Annotated in this window: 13 protein-coding genes; 7 read left to right on the forward strand and 6 right to left on the reverse strand. The window is 66.3% G+C overall.

Going from position 1 to position 24,541, the window contains the following annotated elements; genetic code table 11:
- Positions 1 to 645: 645 nt before the first annotated feature.
- From GGQ90_RS21305 to GGQ90_RS21315, 3 genes are all read left to right on the forward strand, one after another.
- Positions 646 to 3,108: a TonB-dependent receptor gene (locus tag GGQ90_RS21305; RefSeq protein ID WP_343053984.1), complete on the forward strand. Its 2,463-nt coding sequence runs from the start codon at positions 646 to 648 to the stop codon at positions 3,106 to 3,108.
- Between the two features lie 82 nt (positions 3,109 to 3,190).
- Positions 3,191 to 3,700: an RNA polymerase sigma factor gene (locus GGQ90_RS21310; RefSeq protein WP_188083889.1), complete on the forward strand. Its 510-nt coding sequence runs from the start codon at positions 3,191 to 3,193 to the stop codon at positions 3,698 to 3,700.
- Positions 3,701 to 3,715: 15 nt separating this feature from the next.
- Entirely contained in the window at positions 3,716 to 4,783 is a 1,068-nt protein-coding gene (locus GGQ90_RS21315; protein ID WP_188083890.1) for a FecR family protein, read from the forward strand.
- A gap of 42 nt (positions 4,784 to 4,825) precedes the next feature.
- Here the strand turns inward: GGQ90_RS21315 and GGQ90_RS21320 are convergent, their stop codons facing one another.
- From GGQ90_RS21320 to GGQ90_RS21335, 4 genes are all read right to left on the reverse strand, one after another.
- Positions 4,826 to 7,558 (reverse strand): M14 family metallopeptidase, encoded by a 2,733-nt coding sequence (locus tag GGQ90_RS21320; protein WP_188083891.1) that lies wholly within the window; start codon positions 7,556 to 7,558, stop codon positions 4,826 to 4,828.
- 212 nt (positions 7,559 to 7,770) lie between these two features.
- Positions 7,771 to 9,567 (reverse strand): CIA30 family protein, encoded by a 1,797-nt coding sequence (locus GGQ90_RS21325; RefSeq protein WP_188083892.1) that lies wholly within the window; start codon positions 9,565 to 9,567, stop codon positions 7,771 to 7,773.
- 25 nt (positions 9,568 to 9,592) lie between these two features.
- On the reverse strand, positions 9,593 to 12,064 hold the full coding sequence (locus GGQ90_RS21330; RefSeq protein ID WP_188083893.1) for a zinc-dependent metalloprotease: 2,472 nt from the start codon (positions 12,062 to 12,064) through the stop codon (positions 9,593 to 9,595).
- 62 nt (positions 12,065 to 12,126) lie between these two features.
- Positions 12,127 to 15,144, reverse strand: a complete 3,018-nt coding sequence (locus GGQ90_RS21335) for a TonB-dependent receptor domain-containing protein (RefSeq protein WP_188083894.1) — start codon at positions 15,142 to 15,144, stop codon at positions 12,127 to 12,129.
- Positions 15,145 to 15,384: 240 nt separating this feature from the next.
- Between GGQ90_RS21335 and GGQ90_RS21340 the strand changes: the two genes are divergently transcribed.
- The 4 genes from GGQ90_RS21340 (at position 15,385) to GGQ90_RS21355 (ending at position 20,418) form a co-directional block, all read left to right on the forward strand.
- A complete protein-coding gene (locus GGQ90_RS21340) occupies positions 15,385 to 16,833 on the forward strand; it encodes an amidohydrolase (protein WP_188083895.1) in 1,449 nt (482 codons plus the stop codon).
- Between the two features lie 209 nt (positions 16,834 to 17,042).
- The gene (locus GGQ90_RS21345) at positions 17,043 to 18,212 is read left to right on the forward strand and encodes a DUF1214 domain-containing protein (protein ID WP_188083896.1); all 1,170 of its coding nucleotides are present in this window, start codon (positions 17,043 to 17,045) and stop codon (positions 18,210 to 18,212) included.
- Positions 18,206 to 19,405, forward strand: coding sequence for a sulfotransferase family protein (locus tag GGQ90_RS21350; RefSeq protein WP_246428365.1), 1,200 nt, complete (start codon positions 18,206 to 18,208; stop codon positions 19,403 to 19,405). The genes GGQ90_RS21345 and GGQ90_RS21350 overlap by 7 nt, the downstream gene beginning before the upstream one ends.
- Positions 19,402 to 20,418: an alcohol dehydrogenase catalytic domain-containing protein gene (locus GGQ90_RS21355; RefSeq protein ID WP_188083897.1), complete on the forward strand. Its 1,017-nt coding sequence runs from the start codon at positions 19,402 to 19,404 to the stop codon at positions 20,416 to 20,418. Before GGQ90_RS21350 ends, GGQ90_RS21355 begins: the two co-directional genes overlap by 4 nt.
- A 15-nt stretch (positions 20,419 to 20,433) precedes the next feature.
- Here GGQ90_RS21355 and GGQ90_RS21360 read toward each other — a convergent pair whose 3' ends face one another.
- Positions 20,434 to 21,564 (reverse strand): alkaline phosphatase, encoded by a 1,131-nt coding sequence (locus tag GGQ90_RS21360; RefSeq protein WP_188083898.1) that lies wholly within the window; start codon positions 21,562 to 21,564, stop codon positions 20,434 to 20,436.
- Positions 21,565 to 21,578: 14 nt separating this feature from the next.
- Entirely contained in the window at positions 21,579 to 24,470 is a 2,892-nt protein-coding gene (locus GGQ90_RS21365; RefSeq protein WP_188083899.1) for a TonB-dependent receptor, read from the reverse strand.
- Positions 24,471 to 24,541 lie beyond the last annotated feature (71 nt).

The raw sequence follows: 24,541 nt of genomic DNA on the forward strand, positions 1-24,541 counted from the left end.
CCCACATGTCCCTTCATCTAAATCACAATGTCAAAGAGCCGTCCAAACATCGAAGCGGACAGTGATCGTTCCCCGCTATCTCTATCGGGGGACATACTGTCCTGCTATGTTGGCGACCGTGCCTGGCGAAAACCGTTGGTCTTCACCGCGTCGGTGGAGTGGCATCTAGGCCCGTCAGGCGAGTCGGTCAACCACTTTTTCGCAAAAAATCGACAGCAGCCCCAAATCCGCATGCACCGTCCCTGCCGCTCTCCCGGCCACATCGCATGCCGCCGGCTTCCCGAGCCTGACTTGTAGAAGGAACAGAATAACTTAATTCCCCCCTCTCCCTCTTTCGGATAGCAAGCCGGCAGCGATCTCATCGCCCTCGCTTCCGCAAAGACGACGACGTCATGCGCTTCCTTCCACATTGACGGGGCAGCAGCGTCGAAAGCCGGCGGCGCGTCCCGAGGGACAGTCCATGATCTTTGCACAATTTGCGCAATCGCCCGCCGCGACACCGGATATTCCGTGATGGAAAGTGGGGGGTCGCTCGTTCTGGACATCGGGTCGGAAGAATAAGGCGTGTCCGTGGTGCGAAGGTGCAGTAGAGCCGGTGTCGCGCGGCCGGGGTGGCATGCGCTGCGCCGGATCGCGCCCCTGGTCGTGCCGGCGCTCCTCGCCGCCCCTCTCCTGCCCGCGCCGGCGCTCGCTCGTAACAGCGCCAACCCGGCCTTCGACATACCGCGCCAGAAGCTGGAAACCGCGATCCAGCAGCTTGCCTTGCAGGGCGGTCGGCAGATCGTCTTCCGATCCGCCCTGGCCGGTTCGGCCACATCGCGCAGGCTGTCAGGCGCCATGCCCTTTTCGGGCGCCCTGCGCCGCTTGCTCAAGGGCAGCGGCCTGACCTTCCGGGAGACGGCGAACCATGTCATCCTGATCGAACCGGCCTCCCCTGTTCGCGACACGACCGCCATCACCGCCGACGGGCCGCAATCCCCCCTGCCCCCTGCCCGCCCGCTGATCGTCACGGCGCAGCGGCGCACCGATCCGGTGAGCTTTGCCGGCGACCTGCGGCTGCGGCCCAGCGCCGCCGGAATTGCCGCCCTGGTCGAGGCCAGCCCCGGCATCAGCAGCGAACCGGGCAATGCCGGCCAGCGCGCGCTGATCGTGCGCGGCGTCGGCATGGCCGGCGAATCCACCACCCTGGTCTATTTCGGCGACGTGCCGATCGCCGGTCCGTCCGGCACCGGCAGCGACGCCGCGCGCACGACCAGCGACCTGTCGCTGGTGGACGTCGCTCAGGTGCGCATCGCACGCACCGCCCGCAGCGCCGAGCATGGCGTCGGCGCGCTGGCCGGCGAGATCGAGATCGCGCCCGAAGAACCGCATCTGGGCCAATGGGGCGGCGGCGCCAGCCTGGGCCTCGGCATCCAGCAGGGCGGCGAGCCGGATCTTTCGGCCTCCTCCACGCTCAATATCCCGCTCGGCGAGCGCGTCGCCCTGCGCGCGACCGCCTATGCCAGCCGCGCGGGCGGCTATATCGACAATGTCCGCACCGGCACGCACAACGTAAATGACGACGACATATCGGGGCTGCGCCTGATCGCGCGGATGGTGCCACAGCCCGATCTCGACATATCGGCGCTCTTTACCTGGCAGCATCGCCGCATTGCCGATGCCAGCTCCTGGTTCCAGTCGCTCGGCCCCTATCGCACCGATCGCTATTTCGCCGCGCCCACGACCCACGACTTTCTGATGGGGCGGCTGAAGGTCGGCTATGGCGGTGGCCCGGTTCGCCTGACCAGCATCACCGCCGCCTATCGCTGGTCGCTCGACCGACGTTACGACCGGACCAACGCCACCTTGCTGCAGGGCCAGGATCCCGAAGCCTGCCAGCGTTACTTCGCGCTCGATACCGCGTCCTGCGATCCGGCCCAGACCCAGCAGTTCGCCGATTATGCCGCCGGCCTCGCGCCATCGCTGCTGCATATCCCGATCGTGTCGACCCGCATCCTGCAGGAACTGCGCCTGGGCCATGACAATGCCCATGGCCTGGGCTGGGTGGCGGGCGTGCTGATCGATCATCGGACCGAGCGGCTACGCAGCGAACTTTCCTCCTACAGTGGCGATCCCGATATTAGCGGCGAGATATTCGGCGCGCGCCGGCTGGCGATCACGCGCGATCAGGCGGCGATGTTCGGGACGCTCTCCTATCGCGAGGATGACCTGCTCGTCTCGCTGGGGCTGCGCTATGATGATTATCGCGTCGCGTCGCAGAATGACGTGGTCGTGCCCAACCTGCTCAGCGGATCGATCGACTCCTGGCCGCGCACCGTCAACCGCTCGGGCGGGCTCAGCACGCGCGTCCATATCGACCTGCCGATCGCGCCGGGGGCCAGCTGGCATACCCAGTTGACGCGCAGCATCCGGCCGGGCGGGGTCAATACCGCCTCGGTGCTGCTGCCTAATCGCCGCACCTATGATGGCGACAGCCTGTGGGGCGCGGAACTGGGCTTCAACCTGCATCTGGGGCGCGACAGCGAAATGACGCTGACCGCCTATATGAACGATTGGCGCGACCTTCAGTATCGCGCCCTGTCGGAAAATCGCTCGCACGCCTATCTGGTCAATGTCGGCAACGCGATGATCCTGGGCACCGAGTTCGAACTGGTCGCCCGCCCCTTGCCGGGCCTGACCACCCGGCTGGAGGCCAGCCTGATCCGCGCCGACCTGACCCGCGTGTCCGACGCCGCGCCGCTGGTCGGCGGCGCCGACAAGGGCGACAGCATCCCCTTCGTGCCCCACCGCCGCCTGCAGGCCAGCCTGGCGCGCAGCTGGACGATCGGCGGCCATGGCCAGCTCACGGTCGAGGGCGACTGGCAATATCAGTCCGGTTCCTGGTCCACCTTCACGTCCGACGATCCCGACTTCGTCGAGACGTCGGCCTTCTCGCTGTTCGGTGCGGGCCTGAGCTGGCGCCGCGAGCGGAGCAGCCTGTCGCTGCGCGCCCGCAATATTTTCAACCGCGTCGCGAATTTGCGCGCGGTGACTAACGGATATGGGGTCGGTCAAACGTTCAGTTCGGGACCGCGATCGATTCTGCTGAGCTGGGACCGGCATTGGTGATGCAGGCCGCCGGTGCGGCTCGCAAGGGGTTGGAAAGCGCGGACAAGGGGTTTTGGGATTGAACCGTCTATCAGGATCGTCATTGCCGCAATCAGGCGGGGCGGAAAACAGGGCGACCGACTATTCCGCCTATATTCCCGCCCTGCGCCGCTACTTCGCCCGCCGCGTGGCCAACGGCCATATCGTCGACGATCTGGTGCAGGATGTGATGCTGCGCATGCATGTGCGGGATTCCCCCAATGGCATCGACAATCTGGATGGCTATATCTTCCGCACCGCATCGAGCGTCCTGCGCGATCAGGCGCGGCGCGATCAGGTTCGCCATGCCAAGGGCCATGACGAACTGACGGAAAAGGATCATCCTGCTGAGGAACGGACTGCCGACCGCGTCTTACAGGCAAGGGAAGAGATCGCCCAGGTCGTCCGCGCGCTGGAAGAGCTGCCGGAACGGACCCGCGATATCTTCCTGATGCGGCGCTACGAAGGGCTGGCCTATGGCGATATTGCGGAAAGGCTGGGCATTTCGGTGAGCGCGATCGAGAAACATGTCGCCAAGGCCGTCGCGCATATCGCCCGGCGCATGGCACAATAGGATAGCGGTCACTCCATGACCCAGGACGGGGACGACCCCTTCGACATCGCGGCAGCCCATTGGGCGCGGTTGCAGTCCGGCACGGCGACGTCTGCCGAGCGGGCGGCGATCACGGCCTGGTGCGACGCGGCCCCGGCGCATCGCGCGGCCATGGACGCCGTCGAGCGCGGCTGGGACAGCGCCGGCGCCGCGCAGCAGGATGATGCGATCGCAGCGATGCTGGCCCAGATGCAGGCGCGCCAGACCGAAGCCGCTGCGCCATCCAGCGGGCGCCGCCCCTGGCGCGCGGCCCTGCTGGCTGCGTCGCTGACCGCGCTGCTGGCGGTGCCGGCGACGCTCTGGTTCACCAGCCGCCCGGCCGACCATCCCGTGCCGCCTGCCCTGTCCGGCGAACAGGTGGCGCAGGCGACCGGCACGCGCCTGTTCAGCCCGGCCGGCCGTCGCCGCAATATCCAGCTGCCCGACGGATCGCGCGTGATCCTGGACGCCGACAGTGCGATCCGCTTCGCCTTCTCCGCCGACAAGCGGGCGGTCGCGCTGGAATCGGGCCGCGCCTATTTCGCCGTCCACAAGGACAAGAGCCGCCCTTTCAGCGTATCGGCCGGCAAGCTGACGGCCACGGCGGTCGGCACCGCCTTCGACGTGTCGCGCCTCTCGGGCCGGGAACAGGTGACCACGACCGAGGGGCTTGTCCGCGTCGTGACGGCTGCGGCGACTCACAATGGCAGCCGCGCCACTTTGCTGCCCGCCGGCATGCGCCTGACGCAGAAGGACCAGAGCGTTTCGGTCGATCCGGTCGACGTGACTCGCGAAAGCGCCTGGCGCGATGGCCGCATCGTCTTCACCGGCCGCTGCCTGTCCGACGTTGCGGCGGAAATGAACCGCTATGGCTCGGGCCGGCTGGAGGTGAAGGAAGATGCCGCCCATATCGCCATCAGCGGCGTGTTCGACATCGACAATGCCGATGGCCTGGCCGAAGCGCTGGAGCAGCAGGGGCTGGTGCATGTGGCCCGAAGCGCCGACCGGATCGTCCTGACCCGCGGCGATCAGATCATCCCGGGCGACTGCGCCGTCCGGGGCTGATCCAAAAAAACGGGGCGCCTGCCGACGCCCCGCCCCTTTCCCTTATTTCCGATTAGCCGCGCCATAGAGCAGCGCGTTGAACAGGAATTTGAACGTGCCATAGGATTGGGCGCGCTGCGCCACTTCCGGCCCCATCACCAGCAGCTTGCCCTTGCCGACATCGACATCGGCGACGGCGATCGTGCCGGCCAGCTTCTCCTGTCCCACGGCCCAGCCGCTGCGCAGCAGATCGCGCCCCTCGAACCAGGACACCTGGCCATAGGGGGTGGCATTTGCCGTCACAAAGGTCTGCGAGCGGTTGAAGAACATGTCCACCTGGTCGGGCAGGCCATAGGCCAGCGGCTGGCGGTTATCGACGCGCGCGCGCAGGATCGATCCGGGGATGAAGAAGCTCTTGGTGTCGAGTGGCTTCATCGCCCCCTCCACCTCACGCGCCAGCGCGGGTTTGAGCGGCGTACCGAGCAGGTCGATGAAGCGGGCCGAATTGCCGATCGCCACCACCGCGCCGCCATTGCGGGCAAAGTCCGCGACCGCCGGCACCGTCTTGGCGTCGGTCAGGTCGCCCAGCATCGGCACGAACTCGGCCGGTATGTCCTTGACGTCCGGCTGCTTGCCGGCGCGGGCCGTTCCCCAGGCGCCGCTCGGCGGCAAGGCGCCATCGGCGAACAGCAGCACGTCATAATCCTTGGCCAGATTGCCCGCGTCCAGACGCTTGGCATAGACCGGCGCGAACGGGAATTCGAACTTCTCCAGCAGGAAGCGGGTCCAGCCGGTCGGGATATTGCCGCCATAGCGATCGACCAGGCCGATGCGCAGCGGCTTGAGCGCAATGCGCTCGCCCTGCGGCGCGGCGTCGAGCGCATGGGCGGTCAGGCCCAGCTGCGTCACCGCGTCGCCGACGATCTTCTGCGCGCCGGCCGATGCCGGGATCCAGATCGCGCCCGCCTGCATCGCCTCGCCATCGGCGCTCACCGCCTGCTTCAGCCAGGCCGGACGCACGCCGGCCTTCAACAGACGGTTGGTCAGGATGAAGCTGTTGTTGCTTTCATGGCCGACGATCCAGCCCGCCTTGCCCTGGCCGACGATCCGGCCGGGCGGCGGCGCCAGCAGGTCGGGCACCGGGGTGAAATGCTGGTCCAGTCCGTCGAGCAGCCGGTCGAAGCCGATCCCCATCTGATAGGCCAGCGTATAGCCGGTAATATCATAGGGCGCCTTGGGCGGACCACCGGGAAAATCCGTATCGTGCGGATGGTCCTGCGGCTCGAACATGTCGATCACATGCGGGCGATAGGCCTGGTCGGTGCGCACGATATAGGAGCCGGCGGCATAGCTTTTTCCGCCCGCCTGGAACGGCGCGTCGGCGCGCTCCACCTCGACGCCATTCTTGATGAGCGCGTTGAGGAAGGCGATCGCGGTCGGCATGTCGCGCTGGTCGGCGGGAAGGATATAGGCGCGCGGATCACGCTCGGCCGGGGCCTGAAGCATCGTCTTGTAGAGGGCCGGATCGACCTTCTTGGGGCCACGCCCTTCGTCGAGCGCCTTGGCATTGGCCAGCCGGTCGACCTTGGACGGGGTGATGGTCCAGCTGTCCTTGCTGCCCTTCTCGATGCTGTTGGCGCCCATCTTCCAGATGTTGAACAGCAGCCGCTCGCGATTGCGCGAGGCATAGTCGATGACGGCGCGGTCCAGCGTCCACTGATAGTCGAGCGAATCCTGCAAATGCCAGTCGCGCGGTCCGATCGGCATCATCTCGTCGCCACGCGGCAACTGGGTCGACGGCACCAGCGGGATCTTCGCCGGGGTCGGCCCGCCGATGATCTCGGTCAGCAGGCCGATGCTGTTGTGGAAATAGGCGACCGATCGTTCCATGCCATTGTGCCAGGTCGAATAGGGCGCCGCGCTGCGCGTGCCCGACCCGGCCTTGCCTTCGGAAATCAGGCGCGAATGCATGGCGAAGCCGACTTCGTTGAGTTGCGCCATGACGATCGGGTCATAGTTGAAATTGAACGGATCGCGAAACGGCGGCACGAACACCACCATGCCCTCCGGCCCGGTCTGGTGCTGGTTATAGACGATCTGCGGATACCATTGGCGGAACAGCACCCGATTGACATTCTCGGTCTCGGGCATCGCCGCCATGAAGCTGTCGCGGTTATTATCGTGGCCGATATATTTCTGGTAGAGGCGCGGCAGCGTCGCCATCTCGCGCTTCTTGGGATCGGCCGAGCGCATATACCAGTTGGCGACCAGTTCCATGCCGTCGGGATTGTCATGCGCGAACAGGATGATGCAGTCGTCCAGCATGCGCATCGTTTCCGGGTCCGACTGGGTCAGCATCCGGTAAAGCACCTGGATCTGCCCCTGCGACGTCACCGTCTCGGTCGCGTGCATGCCCGCGTCGATCCAGACCACCGCCTTGCCCTGTGCCGCCAGCGTGCGCGCCTGCGCCTCGTCCACGCCATGGGCGCGGGTCAGCTTCTCGGCGATGGCGCGATACTCGTCCAGTTTCGCCAGATTGGCCGGCGAGGAGACGATCGCCATCCACTGGCTGCGCCCTTCCGCGCTCTTGCCGATGTCGACCAGCTTCATCCGGTCGCTTTCGCCCGCCAGCTTCTGGAGATAGGCCTCATATTCGCTGTAATTGGCGAGATAATAGTCGGTCCCCGGCGGCTGCTTGAAAAAGCGCTCGGGCGGGGTTGGCGTGCCGGTCTGGGCAGCGGCGGGAACGGCCTGCAACAGCAGCGCGCCCGACAGGAAAAGCCAATGGGGTTTCATGCAATCTCTCCAGATATCTGGTCGTAAGCGGGCAGAAAGGGAAAGGGGCACGATGCGGACCTTGATCGTTTCAGGCCGAATGGCCTGAAGCGTGAATCAAGGTCCATCCTCAAAAAATGGAGCCTGATTCACGCCATCGGTGGAAGCGCGTAGCGCTGCCACCTCAGGCGATCAGGCTCCAGATCGCGCCCCTTCAAGCAGGCCGTCAGCCCTTAGTAGAAGCGGACATTGTCGATCTGCAACCACATGCGCTTGCCCGGGCCGCGCGATCCGCCGAACTCGACCTGGGTGATGCCGTCACCGGTAAAGGCCGGGCCAGTCTTGCCGCGCCGCTCGACCGGCTTGAACTGGCTGAACGGCACCTCGACCGCAGCCCAGCCGGCGCCGCCCTGCACCTGCGCCTCCCAGACGCCGTCCAGGCCGTTCAGGCGAACGGTGTAGGCGCCGTCGCCCTTCAGCTCGAAGCGCAGGCCCTTATAGCCGCTGATCTTCGCCGGAGTGATCGACCCGCGGCTGAGCGGAATGGCAAAGCCGGCATAGGCCGCTTCCTTGACCGCCATGCGCGCCGACAGCGACAGCGCCTTGCCGCCCTCGTCGCGCGGCACCGTCTGGGTGATCTCGACCGACCGGTCGATGCCGCCATCGGGCGTATCGACGCGCAGCGTGTCGATCGACGAGCGGCGATCGTCGCGCTCGAAATCGTCGATCAGCGCGGGCACGCTGATCGAGGGCAGACGGTCGGTCTTGTTGGCGGCGGGCAGCGCCGGGGCGCCGGCGCCAAAGGCCAGCTTGCCGTCGATCAGCACCTGCGAGACCTTGTAGACATCCTTGATATCGGTCCAGGGCGTGCCGTCGATCAGCACGATGTCGGCGCGTTTGCCGACCGTGATGGTGCCGCGATCGGCATCGATGCGCATGATCTTCGCGCTGGTCTGGGTGCCGGCGACCAGCGCCTGGCTCGGCGTCAGGCCGGCCTGCACCAGCAATTCCATCTCGTGCAGGGTCGACGGACCATGCGGCGTGCCCGGCATGCCCGCATCGGTGCCCAGCGCGATCGGCACGCCGGCATCGAACAGTGCCTTCACATTGCCCAGTGCATACCCGAACTTGCGGAAGGTCTGCTTCAGGCGCGGATCGTCGGCCTTCACGTCGCCGCGCTTATAGGGATCATAGACCGCCAGCGTCGGCGCCATCGCCATGCCGCTCTGCTTGATCGCGGCGACTTCCTCGGCGGTGATCGGCCGATCCTGCAGCCCATGGGCCAGCGAATCCACGCCCGCCCGCGCCGCAACCAGGCCGCGATCGACGGTGACGGTGTGGGTCAGGATCGGCCAGTTCTGGACATGCGCCGCCTCGACCGTGGCCTTCAGCGTCCATTCGTCCATGCTGGTATTGTCGGGCGACACGCCATAGCGCCAGCCGTCGGAGAAGATCTTCACCAGATCCGGCTGATAGGGCACCAGGCTTTCGATCGCGGCCTTGCCGGCGGCGGGGGTGTTGACCCAGATGGTGGTTGCCTGGTCGGCCCAGTCGGCGCCATGGCCGCCGGGCGTGCTGATGCGCGCGGCGAAGCGGACATGGGGGGCGTTCAACTGGCCCAGCCAGGCGCGCAGCGGCGCGAACGCCTCGGGCGCTTCATTGAAATCATTCACCGTGGTCACGCCGGCCGCGACATAGGCATTGGCGATCTGCGGAAAAGTGCCGGGGCTGCCGCCGGCGGTCCAGTGGGTATGGACGTCGAAGAAGCCGGGCAGCAGCGCCTTGCCCTTGGCGTTGATGACCCTGGCGCCGCGCGGCACCTTCACATCGGCGCCGACGGCGGTGATGCGGCCATCCTGGATCAGCACGGTGCCGGGCGCGGGCGCCGCGCCGGTGCCGTCGAAAATGGTCGCGCCGACGATGGCGACCGTGCCGCCATCGGCCGGGGCCGAAACGGAAGCGGCGGAATACAGCGCGATCGGCAAGGTGATGGCCGAGGCCAGCAGGGCAGTGACAACAGATTTACGCATGGGACTTCCCCCTCAAAGACAAGGATTATTCTTCGGTCGCCGGCACTGCCGGCATGCAGAACCAGCATTCGGCATCGCTGCCGATCGGCGCGCCCGGCGGGATCGGCGGCGGCGGCGCGATCGGCTCGGCCAGCTTGGCGCGCTCGTCTGGCGACGCGGTCAGCATGGTGGCGAGATAGCGGTTATGCGCGGCGTCAGCGGCGGCCCCGCGTTTGCCGAGGCGCCCGGCCAGACTGTCCATATGTGCCCGCACGATGGCGATCGCGGTCGACGACAATTGCTTGTCGTCGGCCAGGCTGATGAGGCGCAGGACATAGCGGGCACGAACCTGCCGCGCGATTTCCGACTGGCGCCCGGCCGATGCCGGAGCGCTCACCCGATCGTCGATCGCACCCAGATATTCGTCGAGCGACAACTGGCCGGCATCGGCGGCATGCTGCGCCACCAGCCGGTTGAGCCGCTCGGGCGCCAGCAGGGCGATGAAGCTGCCGTCGGCCGCGACCTCGGCCGCGCGCGCCCAGTCGAAGGCGGCGGCGGTGCGGCCGGGCAGCAGTTCTATGTCGGTCTGGCGGTCGCTCATGCCCGACTGGATCGATGACAGCAAAGGTGACAGGCGATCGGGCAGATCGAGCGCGGCGGGATCGAGCGTCGCGAGCAGGGCGCGCAGCGCCGCCCGCTGCTGCGCGGCGTCGACCGGCAGCGCCTGCTCATGCCCGTCGCCCTTCACCGCATAGCTGTAATCCACCCCGCCGATCAGCTTCGACGCGGCCGTCACCTGATAGCGATGGAACAGATAGATCGGCACGATCATCCGGCGCAGATCGGCGGCCGCCGCCCCGGCTGCCAGATTGTCGAGGCCGAAGCGATCGAGCGCGATCCGGCGCACATCCATGATATGCGTCAGTTGCGCCGCCGCGTCGGTGCCGTCATCCCACATATTGCCCCAGGGCTGGGCATCGCCATCGCCGCGTGTGTCACCATCGGCGACAAAGCGATAGCCCTTGGTCTGGACCGCGCGGGTCATGGCGTCGAGTGCGCCCTTCTCGTCGGTGCCGGCCGGGAACTGGCGATAGAGCCAGTCGATCGCGAACTTGTCCCAGGCGCCGACGCCGGTGGCATAGGCGTCGGAAAAGTCGAGCGCACCGTCCCGCACGGCGATGCGCGGCGCGGGATAGTCCATCACCGACGCCCGGTTCTCGAAGGTCGAACCGGCGAAATTATGCGACAGACCCAGCGCATGGCCGACCTCATGCACGGCCAACTGGCGCAGCCGCGCCTTGACCAGCATGATCGGGTCGTCGCTGGCGCCGGTGCCTTCCCTGGATGCGCCGGCCAGCCCTTCGAAGATCAGCTTGTCCTGCCAGGCGCGCAGCGATCCCAGCTGCACCACGCCGCGCACGATCTCGCCAGTGCGCGGATCGACGATGGTGGTGCCGGTCGACCAGCCGCGCGTCTCGCGATGAACCCAGGCAATGACATTGTAGCGCGCATCCATCGGATTGGCGCCGACCGGCAGTTCCTCGACCCGGAAGGCATCGGCGAAGCCGGCGGCGTCGAACGCCTGCGCCCACCATTGGGCACCTTCCTTCAGTGCATCGCGGATCGCCTGCGGCGCAGCGCGATCGACATAGAAGATGATCGGCTTCTTGACCGGCGAGCGGTCTGCGCCGGGATCGGTCTTCTCCAGCCGGAACCGGCGCACCAGCCGGGTGACGATCGGCTCGTCCAGCGCGGCGGCATAATTGTTGCGGATCACCTGCACCGACGTGCCGGTGCGCGGATCATGGTCACGCGTGTGGAACTTGTCGTCGGGCAGGCGGATGAAGCTGTGATGCACCCGCACCGTCAGGCCGCGCGCGTCGGGCAGCACCCGTTCGATGCTGCGACCCGGCTCGTCGCTGGTGAAGGTCAGCGCCGCCTCGAACTCGACATTGTCCGGGAAGGCCAGGCTCTGCGCCGGATCGACATAGGACAGCGCCGGCGCAATCTTGAAATTGCCGGCCTTGGTCGCTTTCAGCCGCCCGGCGACGTCGAAGGCGTCGCGCATCAGCAGGCCGGACAGGTCGAGTATGATCCCCTTGTCATCTTCGCTGACAATGTCGCCCGACCAGATCGGCGAATTGGAGAAGGAACGCGCGACCGCCTGTTCTTCGCCAGCGTCGCCATTGAGCGCGCGGAAGCGGTAATTTTCGAACTCGGCCAGCACCTTGTTGCCGACCTTGCGGAACAGCAGCACCTGCGTCTCGCCCAGCCGCGCCCGATCCAGGCCGATCTCGGCGGCGCCAAGTCCCCCGGCGATCGAGGGGGTGTAGAGATAGCGGGCGATGACGCCATTGGCGCCCGCCCTGGGCAGGACGATCTTCTGCCCGCCCGCCAGCGTGAACAGGCTGGCCGGGGCCGGACTTGCAGCTACCGGCGCGGGCTGGGCCAGCGCGGTGCCGGCCGGCACGCTCAGGATCATCAGGGCGACAAGCGGCAGCGCGCGCAGCGATTTCATCAATAACATGTCCCGAAAGGAAAAAATGGGCACCGGCGCGATGGCCGGTGCCCCAGGAGGCATCAGAATTTGTGGCTGACGTTCAAGTACCAATAGCGACGCAGCGGCGAATAAAGCTGGCCCTGATAGCCACTGGACGACAGCGGCGGTGCCTTGTCGAACAGGTTGCGCACGCCGATGCGCATGCTGGTGCCGCTCAGCGATCCCTCGGTGAAGCGATACTGGCCATAGAGGTTCGCCGTGGTGGTCGCCTTGACCGTCCAGTAATCGCCATCGGCATCGATCAGGCCGGTGTCATAGACCTTGCCGGTATATTGGGCGAAGGCGCCGACCGTCACATTGTTGAGCGACCAGGTGAGCGAGGCCGAACCGCGCCATTTGGGCTTGCGATCGAGCTGCAACAGGCTGCGGCCGCCCGAGATGTTGACGGCGGCATCGATGTCGCCCGCATCCTGCGCCGCCAGCAGTTCGGCGATGCCCGGCGAGGGTTCCTGATAATATTTCAGGAAGTGCGACGCATTGACCGCGAAGTTGAAGCTGCCGATGCTGGTTTCGGGCGTGCGATAGGTCAGGTTGAAGTCCAGGCCCTTCACCGTCTGCGGCTGCAAATTGGTATATTGGTCGAGGACGTAGAGAACCTCGCCCGCCGGGGTCAGGCCGGTGCCGGCAAAGGCTTCGACATCCGAAGCGGTCGCCGCGGCGCGGATCACGTTCGGATTGCTCGAACCCTGCTTGCGCAGCAGATAGTCGAGGATCAGCGCATTGCCTTCGCCGAAGATGCCGACCAGGCCGGTCTGGCGCACCCGCCACCAGTCGGTGGTGAAGGTCAGATGGCCCATGCCGTCGGGCAGCGGCGGCTCCAGCACGACGCCGAAGGACAGGGTCTTTGCCCGTTCGGGATCGAGATCGGGGTTACCCGAGCGCCGGGCCGAGGTGGTCTGCGCTCGCGAACATTGCGAGAAGTCGGTGATGCGGCCGGCGCGGACGTCCGCCTCGCACATGATATAGTCGGTGCGGCTGTTCGCGCGCGTCACGACCGTCGCGTTGGTCTGCTCCAGGTTCGGGGCACGGAACGACTTGGCCCAGGAACCGCGGAAGCGGATGCCGCGCACCACTTCCCAGGCGCCGGCGATCTTGGGCACGGCGACATCGCCGAAATCGCTATAATGTTCGTAGCGACCGGCCAGCTGGAGATCCAGGCTGCGGACCAGCGGGATGTCCATTTCCGGCGAGACCAGCGGCACGGCAAATTCGGCATAGGCGCCGAACACTTCGCGATGGCCGCTAGTGTCGTTGTTGAGCGCGGAGTTGACGAAGTCGCCCGCAACCGCGCCGGTCAGCGGATCGGTATAGGTGATGGTGCCGTCGATGCGCGGATCACGATCGTCGAGCTGGGTCTCGCGCCGCGCCTCGATGCCGGCGGCAAAGCCGACATTGCCCCCCGGCAGGGTGAACAGGTCGCCCTTGGAGATGCGGAAGTCATAGGTCGCCAGCGTCGACTTGGTATAGCGGACCAGTTCCTCGCGCATCGCGTCGATGGTCGACTGGCTGTTCACCGACGTACCGAAGATGTTGTAGGCGTCGGGCGTCGAGAGCGACAGATATTCCTGCAACTTGGTGCGGCTGATATTGTCGCTGACGTCGCGGGCCCAGGCTTCGGAATAGCTGACCGCGCTTTCCCAGTTGAAGCCCTTGAACTCGCCACGCAGGCCGGCCAGCAGGCGATATTGCTGGTTGGTCACGGTCACGTTCATCGGACCGAAGTCCTCGAACAGATAATTGTTGATGGTCAGCGGCAGGCCGGCGGTCGGCGCGTTGGTGCCGGCCAGGCGATTGGGATTGGCGGTGCCGTTGGCGAACACGGCCTGGCCCAGCGGGTTCCAATAGTTGCTTGCCGGCACATAGATCGGGATCGAACTCAGCGTCGCGACCGGGCTCTGCTGCGCCTTGGTCTTGCTGCGATAGAAGCCACCCTCGGCGAAGAAGGTGACATCGTCGCTGATGTCATAATGGCCGGTCATGAACAGGTTGAGGCGGTTGAGGCGCGGCATGATCGACGTGCCCTGCGCCAGCGAGTCATAGCGCAGGTCACGGTCCGCGCCCGCCGTCGCCATCGCACCATTCTGGATACAGCGATCATTGCCGATCGACGCAACGCAGCCGGTGCTGCTGGTCGGCTGCAAATGGAACTGGCCCGATGCGTTGGTCAGCGACGTGCCGTTGATCGTCACCGGCACATTGCCATAGGTGCGCAGGTTGGCGAAGGGCGTGGTGGTCGACCGGCCGTCGAGCGAGGTCGAGCCTTCGAATGCCGTCCCCTCGAACAGGCCGCGCTTGTCGGAGGATTCGGTATAATATTGCTCGGTCGAATCCAGGCCGGTGCCATGGTCATAGCTGCCGAACAGGGTGATGTTGCCGCGATTTTCGGCAAAGTTGGTGCCGATCACGCCATTGCCGTTGAACTCGCGCAGGCCGGTGCCTTCCGCGCCGCCATATTGCAGCGACAGTTCCGCGCCCTGATAGTTGGTCTTGAGCACGGTATTGACCACGCCCGCCACCGCGTCCGCGCCGTAAATGGCGGCCGCGCCGTCGCGCAGCACTTCCAGCCGCTCCAGGCCGTTCACGGGGATAGCATTGGTGTTGTAGCTCAGCACCGGCACCAATTGGTCGTTCGCCTGGCTGGTCGGGTGGGCGACGACGCGGCGGCCGTTCAGCAGCACCAGCGTGTTGCCGATGCCCAGGCTGCGCAGGTCGAGCGAACCGATGTCGCCACGCGCGCCGTTGGAGCTGCCGGGCAGATACTGGCTGTTGAACTGGACGTCGCCAAATTGCGGGATCGAACGGAACAGTTCGTCGCCCGATACGGCGGCCGCGCTCTTGATCTCGTCGGTCGATATGACCGTGACCGGCAGCGCCTCGTTGATCTTGGCGCCCTTGATCTGCGATCCGACGACGACGATGCCGTCCGCGCCATCCGCCGCCGGCGCCGCGTCCTGCGCGAATGCGCTGCCTGCGGTCATGGCCCACCCCATGGCGATCAGGCTCGCCGCACAGGCCCCCTTGTTCCGATACAGTCCCATATGTCTTCCCCTGGCTCCCGCCATCCGATCCCTTCGGATGGGCTCTGATTTCTGTGGCTTTCCCCTCGTCCGGGTGTTTGGCCGGAAACCCTCTCATTGTCGGAGACGCAGGCCCGAAAATTTCCCCCATCAAAAATTTCACTTTTGTGATGGCGGTATCCATGTCCCTGATCGATAAGCCGTTTCACCAGTGGGGGATGGTGCTGTCCGCCCCGCTTCATGCAGCCAGGGGATCCATCCATGTCACGCTTCGCCCGCTCCTTCCTTGCCCTCCTCGCGCTCGGTGCATCGGCGCCGGCCCTGGCCGGGCCGCTGGCCGATGGCGACCGGATGGCGATCATGGCGGATGTCGATCGCGGCGCGGACACGCTGGCGAAGAACGCGCTGCAAATCTGGAACTATGCCGAAATCGGCTTTCAGGAGACGAAGAGTTCGGCCCTGTTGCAGCAGCAGCTGAAGGCCGCCGGCTTCACGGTCGAGGCCGGGATCGCGGGCATGCCGACCGCCTTCGTCGCCCGCTTCAGGACCGGCGACGGCCCGGTCATCGGCCTGCTCGCCGAATATGACGCGCTGCCCGGCCTGCCCCAGGCCGCCGAGCCGGTACGCAAGCCGATCGAGGGCATAGCCGGTCATGGCTGCGGCCATAATCTGTTCGGCGCCGCCTCGGTCGCGGCCGCGATCGCCACCAAGGACTGGATGGTCGCGCACAAGATCAAGGGCGAGCTGCGCCTCTATGGCACGCCGGCGGAGGAAGGCGGATCGGGCAAGGTGTTCATCGTCCGCGCCGGCCTCACCAAGGATGTGTCAGCGATGATCCACTGGCATGCCGCCGACAGCAACAGCGCATCGCAGAACACCGCGCTCGCCAATATCAGCGGCAAGTTCCGCTTCCATGGCACCGCCGCCCACGCCGCCGCCGCGCCCGAACGCGGCCGCTCCGCGCTCGACGGGGTCGAGGCGATGGATGCGATGGTCAACATGATGCGCGAACATGTGCCGCAGGAAACCCGCATCCATTATGTCATCACCGATGGTGGCAAGGCGCCCAATGTCGTGCCCGACACGGCCGAGGTCTATTATTATGTCCGCCACCCCAATCAGCAGGTGGTCGCCGACATCATGGACCGGGTGAAGAAGGCGGCCGAGGGCGCGGCCATGGGCACTGGCACCACGGTCGAGTTCAACCAGGTCGGCGGCACCTTCGACCTGCTGCCCAACGACACGCTGGGCCATGTGATGTATGACAATCTGAAACAGGTGACCCTGCCCAGCTACAATGCGCAGGAACAGGCCTTCATCACCCAGATCCAGTCGAGTTTCCCCAAGGGCACGCGCATGGGCGACGGCAGCGTCGAAGCCTATAGCAGCGGCGGCCTGACCCCCGCCTCCACCGATGTCGGCGATGTCAGCTACACGACGCCGACGGTCGGCATGGTCGCGGCCACCTGGGCGCCGGGCACCCCGCCACACAGCTGGCAGGCGGTCGCCGCCAGCGGCACCAGCGTCGGCACCAAGGGCGCGGTCGTCGCCGCCAAGGCGATGGCGCTGACCGCCGCGCAACTGTTCCAGAGCCCGGATACGCTGGCGGAGGCCAAGGCCGAACTGGATCGCCGTCGCGGCAAGGATTTCGTCTATCGCTCGCTGCTCGGCGACAAGGGGCCGGCGCTGGAATATCGCTCGGCCAAATAGGCCCCCGGTCACGCTGTCTTTCCCCTTATCTCACGGCGCTCGATCCCCGGTCGGGCGCCGTGATTTTGCCTGCTTGCCATTCCACTAGATAGTATATACTATCTATAAATCGAACCCGCTCAATGGGTCGTGGGAGAGGCGAATGACGATAGTGCGCGCATGGCCGGCACGGGCATCCAGCCCGGCGAACCGGCGGAAAGCGGGGCCTCATGCCCCCTGCTGATATCCTGCCCTATCTGGCCGATCTGGAAGGCGCGATGGCGGAACTGGCCAATTGCTGGCGGCCCGACGATCCCGCCTATCAGGCCGATGTCCGGCGCCAGGCGATGATGAGCCTGTCCTACAGTTATTTCGCCTATTTCCACGCCGATGCCGATCATCCCGACTGGGCGCCGCTGTGGAACCCGGTCTTCACCCTGCAGCCCAACCCGGACGACATCTATCTCTACAGCCCGATCCGGGGCGATCGCCAGTATCGGGTCAGCGGCAGCCGGGGCACCTGCCGGATCTTGTCCTTCACCACCCAGCGCTTCATGTCCGGCATGGTCGACGACATCAGCCAGATCGGCGGCCATAACGAGATTGACGATGCCGATATCCACGTCGACGCCGCCGGCAATTTCGAACTGATCTTCAGCGCCCGGCGCCCCGCCGGCTGGACCGGCAACTGGGCGCCGATCGATCCCGAAGCGACCGGCATGATGGTCCGTTTCCGCAGCTATGACTGGGCCAATGAAGTCGATCCGGTGATTGCGATCGAATGCCTCGATCCGGTCGGCCCCAAGCCACGCCTGACGCCGGACGAGATCGACGCGCGCATCGTCGAGATGGCGAAATTCCCGGCGCGCAAGACGCGCAGCTATTACCGGCTGCAAAATGGCGTGAAGGACCGTGTCGGCTTCAACCGGTTCGAACCCACGCGGATGAAGGGCGCGCTCGCCAAGCAGGTCTACTGGCCCGCCGTCTTCCAGTTCGATGCGGACGAGGCCCTGATCATCGAGACCGATCTGCCGGCCCATCGCCCCTATTGGAACATCCAGCTCAACGACCCGCTCTTCAGCGCGCTCGAATATGTCTATCGCCTCTCCAGCCTGAACGGCCACAGCGCCCGGATCAGCAGCGACGGGCGGTTCCGGGCCGTGATCGCGCTCGAAGACCCCGGCGTGCCCAACTGGCTCGACCCGGCGGGCTATAGCGAAGGCGGCATCTATGGCCGCTGGTTCGATTGCGACAGCGCGCCGACGCCGGTCATCAAGCGGGTGAAGCTGCACGAACTGCGCGACCATCTGCCCGCCGACACCCCGGTCGTCACCGCCGAGGAACGGGCCGAGGAACTGCGCCAGCGGGTCCGCGCCTGCCAGAGGCGCCGCCGATGGTAGTCATGAACGAGCGCTTCGCGCCGCCGCCGCGGTTCCGCGATGCGGCCGACCAGGCCCATGACCTCGCCATCGCGCAGGCCGGCAGCGACGATTTTGGCGAGGCCGGCTATCGCGAAGGGCTGCGCATCCTGCTGCTGTCGATGGACCGTGATCCGCGCTTCACCGAACGGGGCCGCCGCATCGCCTGGGGCAGCATCGTCGCCGCGCTGGCGGCCCGCGCCCATGCCATCGGGTCGATGAAGGACAATCCCGGCTTCGATGCGCAAGCGGTGCTGCGCCCGATCGTCATCACCGGCATCCCGCGCACCGGCACCACCGCGCTGCACAAGCTGATGGCGGTCGATCCCCGGTTTCAGGGGTTCGAAACCTGGCTCAACGCCGCGCCCCAGCCGCGCCCGCCCCGCGCAAGCTGGGAAGGCCATCCGCTGTTTCGCGACGTTGCCGCGCAACTGGCCTCCCGCTATGCCGCCGTGCCCGATGTCGTCACCGCCCATGCCATGGCGGCGGCCGAAGTGGACGAATGCCTCTTCATCCTGCGCCAGGGTTTCGTCTCCAATTTCTGGAACAGCGGCTGGTATGCGGCGGGCTATGATGCCTGGTGGCAGGCGCAGAGCGAACGCGCCGCCTATGACCATTATGCCCGCGTCGTGCAGTTGGTCGGCTGTCGCGAGCCGAACAAACGCTGGCTGCTCAAGAACCCCGGCCATATCGCCAATCTCAACCTGCTGTTTGCGGTCTTCCCGGACGCGTCCGTCATCATCACCCATCGCGATCCGGCCAGGGCCGTGCCCTCGCTCTGCTCGCTGCTGATGAAGAGCCATCCGCTGATGGACGAAGGGCCGGCCGACCTGCGGGCACGGATGATGCTGGCGCGCGAGACCGAGAAATGGGCGACCGCCGTGCAGAAGGCGCAGATGGTGGAACAGACGCATGGACAGCAGATATTGCACGTCATCCAGTCGGACCTGCACCGCGCGCCGATGGCGGTGATCGAACGCATCTATCGCTTCGCCGGGCTGGATCTGGGCGACGATGTCCGGGCCGCCATGGCGACGCGCATCGCCGACGATCCCGAACGACAGCATGGCGCCCATCGCTATGACCTTGCCGATTTCGGCATGAGCGGGGCGGCGATCCGCGCCCGTTTCGGCGCCTATGTCGATCGCTTCGACCTGGTCGGAGCCAGACGATGAAGGCGGCCATCTATCCGGGCGCCGGCCAGCCCATGGTCGTCGAACAATTGCCCGATCCCGTGCCCGGCCCGGACGAAGTGCTGATCCGGGTGCATCGCTGCGGCATATGCGGCACCGACCTGCACATGACGGAGGGTCATGCCTTCCAGTTCCCGGCCGGCACCGTGCCGGGCCATGAATATGCCGGCGAAGTCGTCGCGCTCGGGAAAAATGTCGCGGGCTGGCGGGTCGGCGACCGGCTCACCGCCCTGCCCTCCACCTGCTGCGGCCATTGCGAGGCCTGCGCGCGGGGCAATCTGGTCCTGTGTCCCAACGCGCCCGGCGTGATGGGCGGCTTTGCCGACTTTATGCGCGTGCCGGCGGCCGTGGCGATCCGCCTCCCCGCCACCCTGTCGCTTGCCGATGGCGCGTTGATCGAGCCGCTCGCCGTCGCCCGCTACGGCCTTCGCCAATCGGATATCGGGCCAAGCAGCCGGGTGCTGATCCTGGGCGGAGGATCGGTGGCGCTCTGCGCGATCTGGTGGGCGCGATGCATGGGCGCGGCCCGCATCGTCGCTGCCTCCCGCTCGCGCCATCGCGCGGACATGGCGCTCGCCATGGGCGCCGATGCGTTCGTGCCCTTTGGCGAGGGCGAGGAACAGCATGTCGCCGACCATCTGGGCGGCGCGCCCGACATCGTCATCGAATGCGTCGGCCTGCCGGACTTTCTGGGCCGGGCGATCCGCCATGTCGGCCAGTTCGGCCAGATCATCTCGCTCGGCTTCTGCACCGCGCCCGACGCCATCACTCCCGCCATCGCCGCGCGCAAGGCCGTCACGATGCGCTTCCCGGTCGGCTACACATTGTCCGATTTCGAGCATGTCGCGCGCGAAATGGACAAGGGCCATGCCGACCCGAAAATGCTGATCAGCAGCGAGATCGACCTGCTGGACCTGCCGGCCATGTTCGACGCCCTGCGCGGCCCCAATCGCGAGACCAAGGTGCATGTCCGGCTGGGGCGGGAGGAAGGCTGACCCGCCCCGCCCGGCTCAATCCTCCTTCGTCCAGCCCATCGCCTTCAACATCACGTCGAACAGGCGGGTGTTGGCGAAGAAGCCATGGACCTGATCGGCACCCGGACCGGCGGCGGCGGCGATCACTTCCTCGCCGGTGTGATTGTCCTCCACCCCGATGACCGTGTTGCTGGCGACCGTTGCCCCCGGCCTGGCGGCGGCGGCCGCATATTGCTGGGCCATCGGGGCGTTGCGCTTGCCGCTGGTCATGCGCAGGCCGAAACTATGGTCGGCGGTGAACAGGATCAGCGTATCCTTGCCCGCGATCGCGCTCACCCGGCGGATCATCTCGTCCATCTCGATCACATGCTTCAGGCCATTTTCCGGCTTGTCGGTGTGCATGTCCCATTCGACCATCAGGAAATAGCCTTTGGGATTGCGCGCCAGCTGGCCGATCGTCGCCTCGACCGCCGGGATCGGCGCATAATCGGCATCGCGCAGCACCGCCGCCCGGCCGCTGCCCCCGACCAGTGCCGGATCGTCGCCGAACCGATATCCCGCCTTGGAGAAGGCCGCTTGCGGCGTGGTGCCATCCTTGGCGAAGGACGCGACCGCATCGGCCTGCCCCTTGCCGATCAGGATATCGACGCCATTGCCGAAGCGGGGTGCCAGCATCTGGCGGAAAATCTGGTCCTTGTCCTTGCGCGTGGCGACATGGGCGAAACAGGCGGCCGGGGTCGCGTCCCAGATCGGCATGTTGGTCACGACGCCGGTCGAAAGGCCGCGCTGCTCGGCATATTCCAGGAAGCTCTTGACCGGGGTGATCGCCCCATCGGCCGCCGGCAGCGCCGATATCATGCCGCTGTTGGTCTTGTGCCCGGTCATGATCGCGCTCATGCCCGCCGCCGAATCCGTCACCCAATTGTCGAGCGCCGACGTGTCGGACAGGCCGACATGGGGCATCGACTGGATGAACAGCGACTGCGGCCGGTCATGCGCCATGATGCCCGCAGCGTTCAGCGTCGGCACGCCGCCGGCATCGCCCAGAAACAGGATGATGTTGCGTGCCCGCTGCGGCGCGGCTCCGGCCGTTTCCTGGGCCTGTGCCGGAGCGGCGGCGAGCATTGCGCCCGCCGCCAGCATGATCCCGATCGATCGCATCGTCATTGCCGTCCTTCCGTTCAGAAACGGGCGCGCACGCCGGCCATCAGCGTGGTGCCATAATCGGTGTAGCCCGCGAAGCGATCGTCCCGGACATATTGCCACTGGACGCCGCCGGCCACGTTGATGCCCTGCACCACGAATGTGACATTGGGCGTGACCTTGTAGGAGATGTCGAAGTCCAGGCTGCCGAACGCCGCGTCGTTGTTGGCGGCCAGCCCCGCGCCGCCGACATCGCGCAGCACCTTGCCGCGCCAGCTATAGCTGGCCCGCGCCCCGACCGGCCCCTTTTCGTAGAAGGCGGTGAGGTTGAAGCTGTCGCCGGCCACGTCGGTCAGGTCGTCGCGGAAGGTGGTGCCGTCGGACAGGGCATAGGTGCCCTTGCTCTTGGTATGGGTGTAATTGGCCTGGAAGCCCAGGCCATCGAACGGCGCCGGCAGCATCTTGAACAGTTGCTGATAGGCGATCTCGATCCCCGCGACATAGGCATTGCCGCCATTTTGCGGCGCGGTCAGGCGATAGATCTGGCCGTCCAGGTCGAAATTGCGGGTCTGCTGGAAGACGAAGCTGGTGATGTCCTTGTAGAAGGCGCCACCGATCAGCGCGCTGCCCGGCGCGAAATACCATTCGACCGTGCCGTCATATTGCCAGGCTTCGAACGGCCGCAGTTCGGGATTGCCGCCCACCGCCGTCAGCACCGTCGGGTTGGAATTGATCGTCAGGCGCGGCGCCAGGTCGGCCAGCGACGGCCGGGTGATGACCTTGGACGCGGCCAGATGCATCTGCAGGTTCGACGTGAACTCGGCGACCAGGTTGAGCGAGGGGAGAAAATTCCCGTAATTGCGCTCATAGCTGACCGGCAGCGCCGCACTGCCATTGTCGGCATAGCCCGACGATGTCTGCCGGGTATGGGCATAGCGCAGGCCCGCGTCGCCGCGGATGGTCATGCCGCCCAGCGGCAGGCTGAACTCGGCCATGCCATAACCGCCGATGATCCGTTCATCGATGGCATAGCTGTTGCGCCGGTCACCACGGGTCAGCGGCGCGTCGAGCAGCGCCTCCTTACCGGTCGCCGCGTCCCAGAAGCGGTCGGGATCGGGCATGACCCAGCTGGTGGGCAGATTGCCGCCCACGCCGCTCAGGAAATCATCGACCGGGAAGGCCTCGAAATAGCTGTCGTCGAAGCGCTGGCCGGCGATGCCGCTGGTGAAATTGATGTCGCGGCGGTTATAAGTGCGGTCGCGCTTTTCATATTTGGCGCCGAAGCGCAGCGCCTGCACCACGCCGTTCAGTTCGCGGGATATGTCAAAGGTCGCGGCCCGCTGGCGATCGAGCGAGTCATTGACGCGATATTCGATCCGGCGCCCTGGCAGAGTGGTGGATTCCGTCAGATCCGCCGTCAGGAACTCCAGGTTCGGCAGCCGCTCGCCGACCTTGCCATAGTCGAAGGCGACCTGGCCGACGCTGCCGAGCAGGCGGCTGCGATAGATGGGCGTGGGCGTGTTGGAATAGGCGCGGCCCAGGCTGGCGTCGGCGGACAGCGTCCAGCCATTGGTAGACCATTTCGCGTTCGCGCCGATCAGCCAATTCTCATATTCCAGCCGCGACGTCTCACGGCCGATCTGGGTCGATGTGGTGACGGTCGCGGCGGTCAGCACGCCATTTTCGATCACCGCCGTGCCGGGCACGATCGCGCCCGGCGTGGTCGCGGAAAAATCGGTCGAATAGGTCAGTTCGTCATAATCGATGTTGAGCCGGCTCCACAGGCCATCGACGTTCAGCTCGAACCGGTCGTCGGGCTTCCACTGGATCGCGCCGTTGAGGCCGATGCGGTTGCGGTTCTCCCGCTCCAGCGTCGGGCGCGTGCTGGTCGGCACCAATATCGTGTCGCTGTCCAGCGTGCCGTCGCCATCGGCGTCGATCCGCCCGTCGGCCCAGCCGACGCCGGTGATGCGGTCCTGCCGGGTGGTGCGCTCGTCATAGACCGCCGCGATCAGTGCGCCGAACGTGCCCTCGTCATTGACCCAGCTCGCCATGCCCGACAGGCGCGGATCGACCGTATCGGCCAGGCGCGGCGAGCTGGCGGTGGCGGACAGCGCCAGCACCGGTTTCTTGAGGTCGATCGGGCGGAAGGTCTGCAAATTGACGATGCCGCCGATGCCGCCCTCGGCCAGGTCCGCGCGCGGGCTCTTGATGACTTCGACCGCCGACATGAGTTCGGACGGCAGCGTGTCGAAGCGGAACTGGCGCCCGCTCTGGCCGCTGTCGCGCACATTCTCGTTCACCGCGGCCGCCCGGCCGTTGAGGGTGACGACCTGGAAGTTGGCACCCAGGCCCCGGATGCGGACGAACACGCCTTCGCCGCGATCGCGCACGATCGACACGCCGGGCACGCGCTGCAACGCTTCGGCGATGTTCTGGGCGGGGAACTTGCCGATATCCTCGGCCTTGACCACATCGACCACATTGGTGGCCTTGCGCTTTTCGGCGAGCGCGCTGGAGAGGCTGGCGGCGTAGCCGGTGACGATGATGTCAGGCGCCACATCCGCGCTGCCGGTGGTGGCAATGTCCTGCGGTTGGACCGGCGCCGCCACGATCAGCAGCGCGCCATTGGCCTGGCGCCGCACGGCCAGCGGCTTGCCCTGGATCAGCCGCTCGACCGCCGCCATCGCATCCATCCGGCCGCTCAGCGGCGGGCCGCTCATGCCCGCAACCAGTTGGGGGGCGAACAATATGTCGGTGCCGGTCTGGCGGGCCAGTGCTTCCAGCGCGGGCGCAAGCGGCTGCGCGGCGATCTGCACCGACGCCTGGCGCTGCTGCGCCTGGGCCGGGACGGCGCACAAGGCGGCAAGAGCGGCGCCCAGCACCAGAGAACGGCGCAAAGTGCGCGAAGAAGAAATGGTCACGATCATCCCCCGTGGACAGCGGCAGAAGGCGCCGCGCCTCCCCGACGCGCCAGCGGAGTTTTACCCCACCCCGGCAT

It is taken from the genome of Sphingobium scionense, from assembly GCF_014197035.1.
Taxonomy (GTDB): domain Bacteria; phylum Pseudomonadota; class Alphaproteobacteria; order Sphingomonadales; family Sphingomonadaceae; genus Sphingobium; species Sphingobium scionense.

What these genes read in the sequence shown, in the direction of transcription:
- GGQ90_RS21315 (WP_188083890.1), top strand. Translation starts at nt 3,716, where the DNA reads ATGACCCAGGACGGGGACGACCCCTTCGACATCGCGGCAGCCCATTGG.
- GGQ90_RS21320 (WP_188083891.1), bottom strand. Translation starts at nt 7,558, where the DNA reads ATGAAACCCCATTGGCTTTTCCTGTCGGGCGCGCTGCTGTTGCAGGCC.
- GGQ90_RS21325 (WP_188083892.1), bottom strand. Translation starts at nt 9,567, where the DNA reads ATGCGTAAATCTGTTGTCACTGCCCTGCTGGCCTCGGCCATCACCTTG.
- GGQ90_RS21330 (WP_188083893.1), bottom strand. Translation starts at nt 12,064, where the DNA reads ATGAAATCGCTGCGCGCGCTGCCGCTTGTCGCCCTGATGATCCTGAGC.
- GGQ90_RS21335 (WP_188083894.1), bottom strand. Translation starts at nt 15,144, where the DNA reads ATGGGACTGTATCGGAACAAGGGGGCCTGTGCGGCGAGCCTGATCGCC.
- GGQ90_RS21340 (WP_188083895.1), top strand. Translation starts at nt 15,385, where the DNA reads ATGTCACGCTTCGCCCGCTCCTTCCTTGCCCTCCTCGCGCTCGGTGCA.
- GGQ90_RS21345 (WP_188083896.1), top strand. Translation starts at nt 17,043, where the DNA reads ATGCCCCCTGCTGATATCCTGCCCTATCTGGCCGATCTGGAAGGCGCG.
- GGQ90_RS21350 (WP_246428365.1), top strand. Translation starts at nt 18,206, where the DNA reads ATGGTAGTCATGAACGAGCGCTTCGCGCCGCCGCCGCGGTTCCGCGAT.
- GGQ90_RS21355 (WP_188083897.1), top strand. Translation starts at nt 19,402, where the DNA reads ATGAAGGCGGCCATCTATCCGGGCGCCGGCCAGCCCATGGTCGTCGAA.
- GGQ90_RS21360 (WP_188083898.1), bottom strand. Translation starts at nt 21,564, where the DNA reads ATGACGATGCGATCGATCGGGATCATGCTGGCGGCGGGCGCAATGCTC.
- GGQ90_RS21365 (WP_188083899.1), bottom strand. Translation starts at nt 24,470, where the DNA reads ATGATCGTGACCATTTCTTCTTCGCGCACTTTGCGCCGTTCTCTGGTG.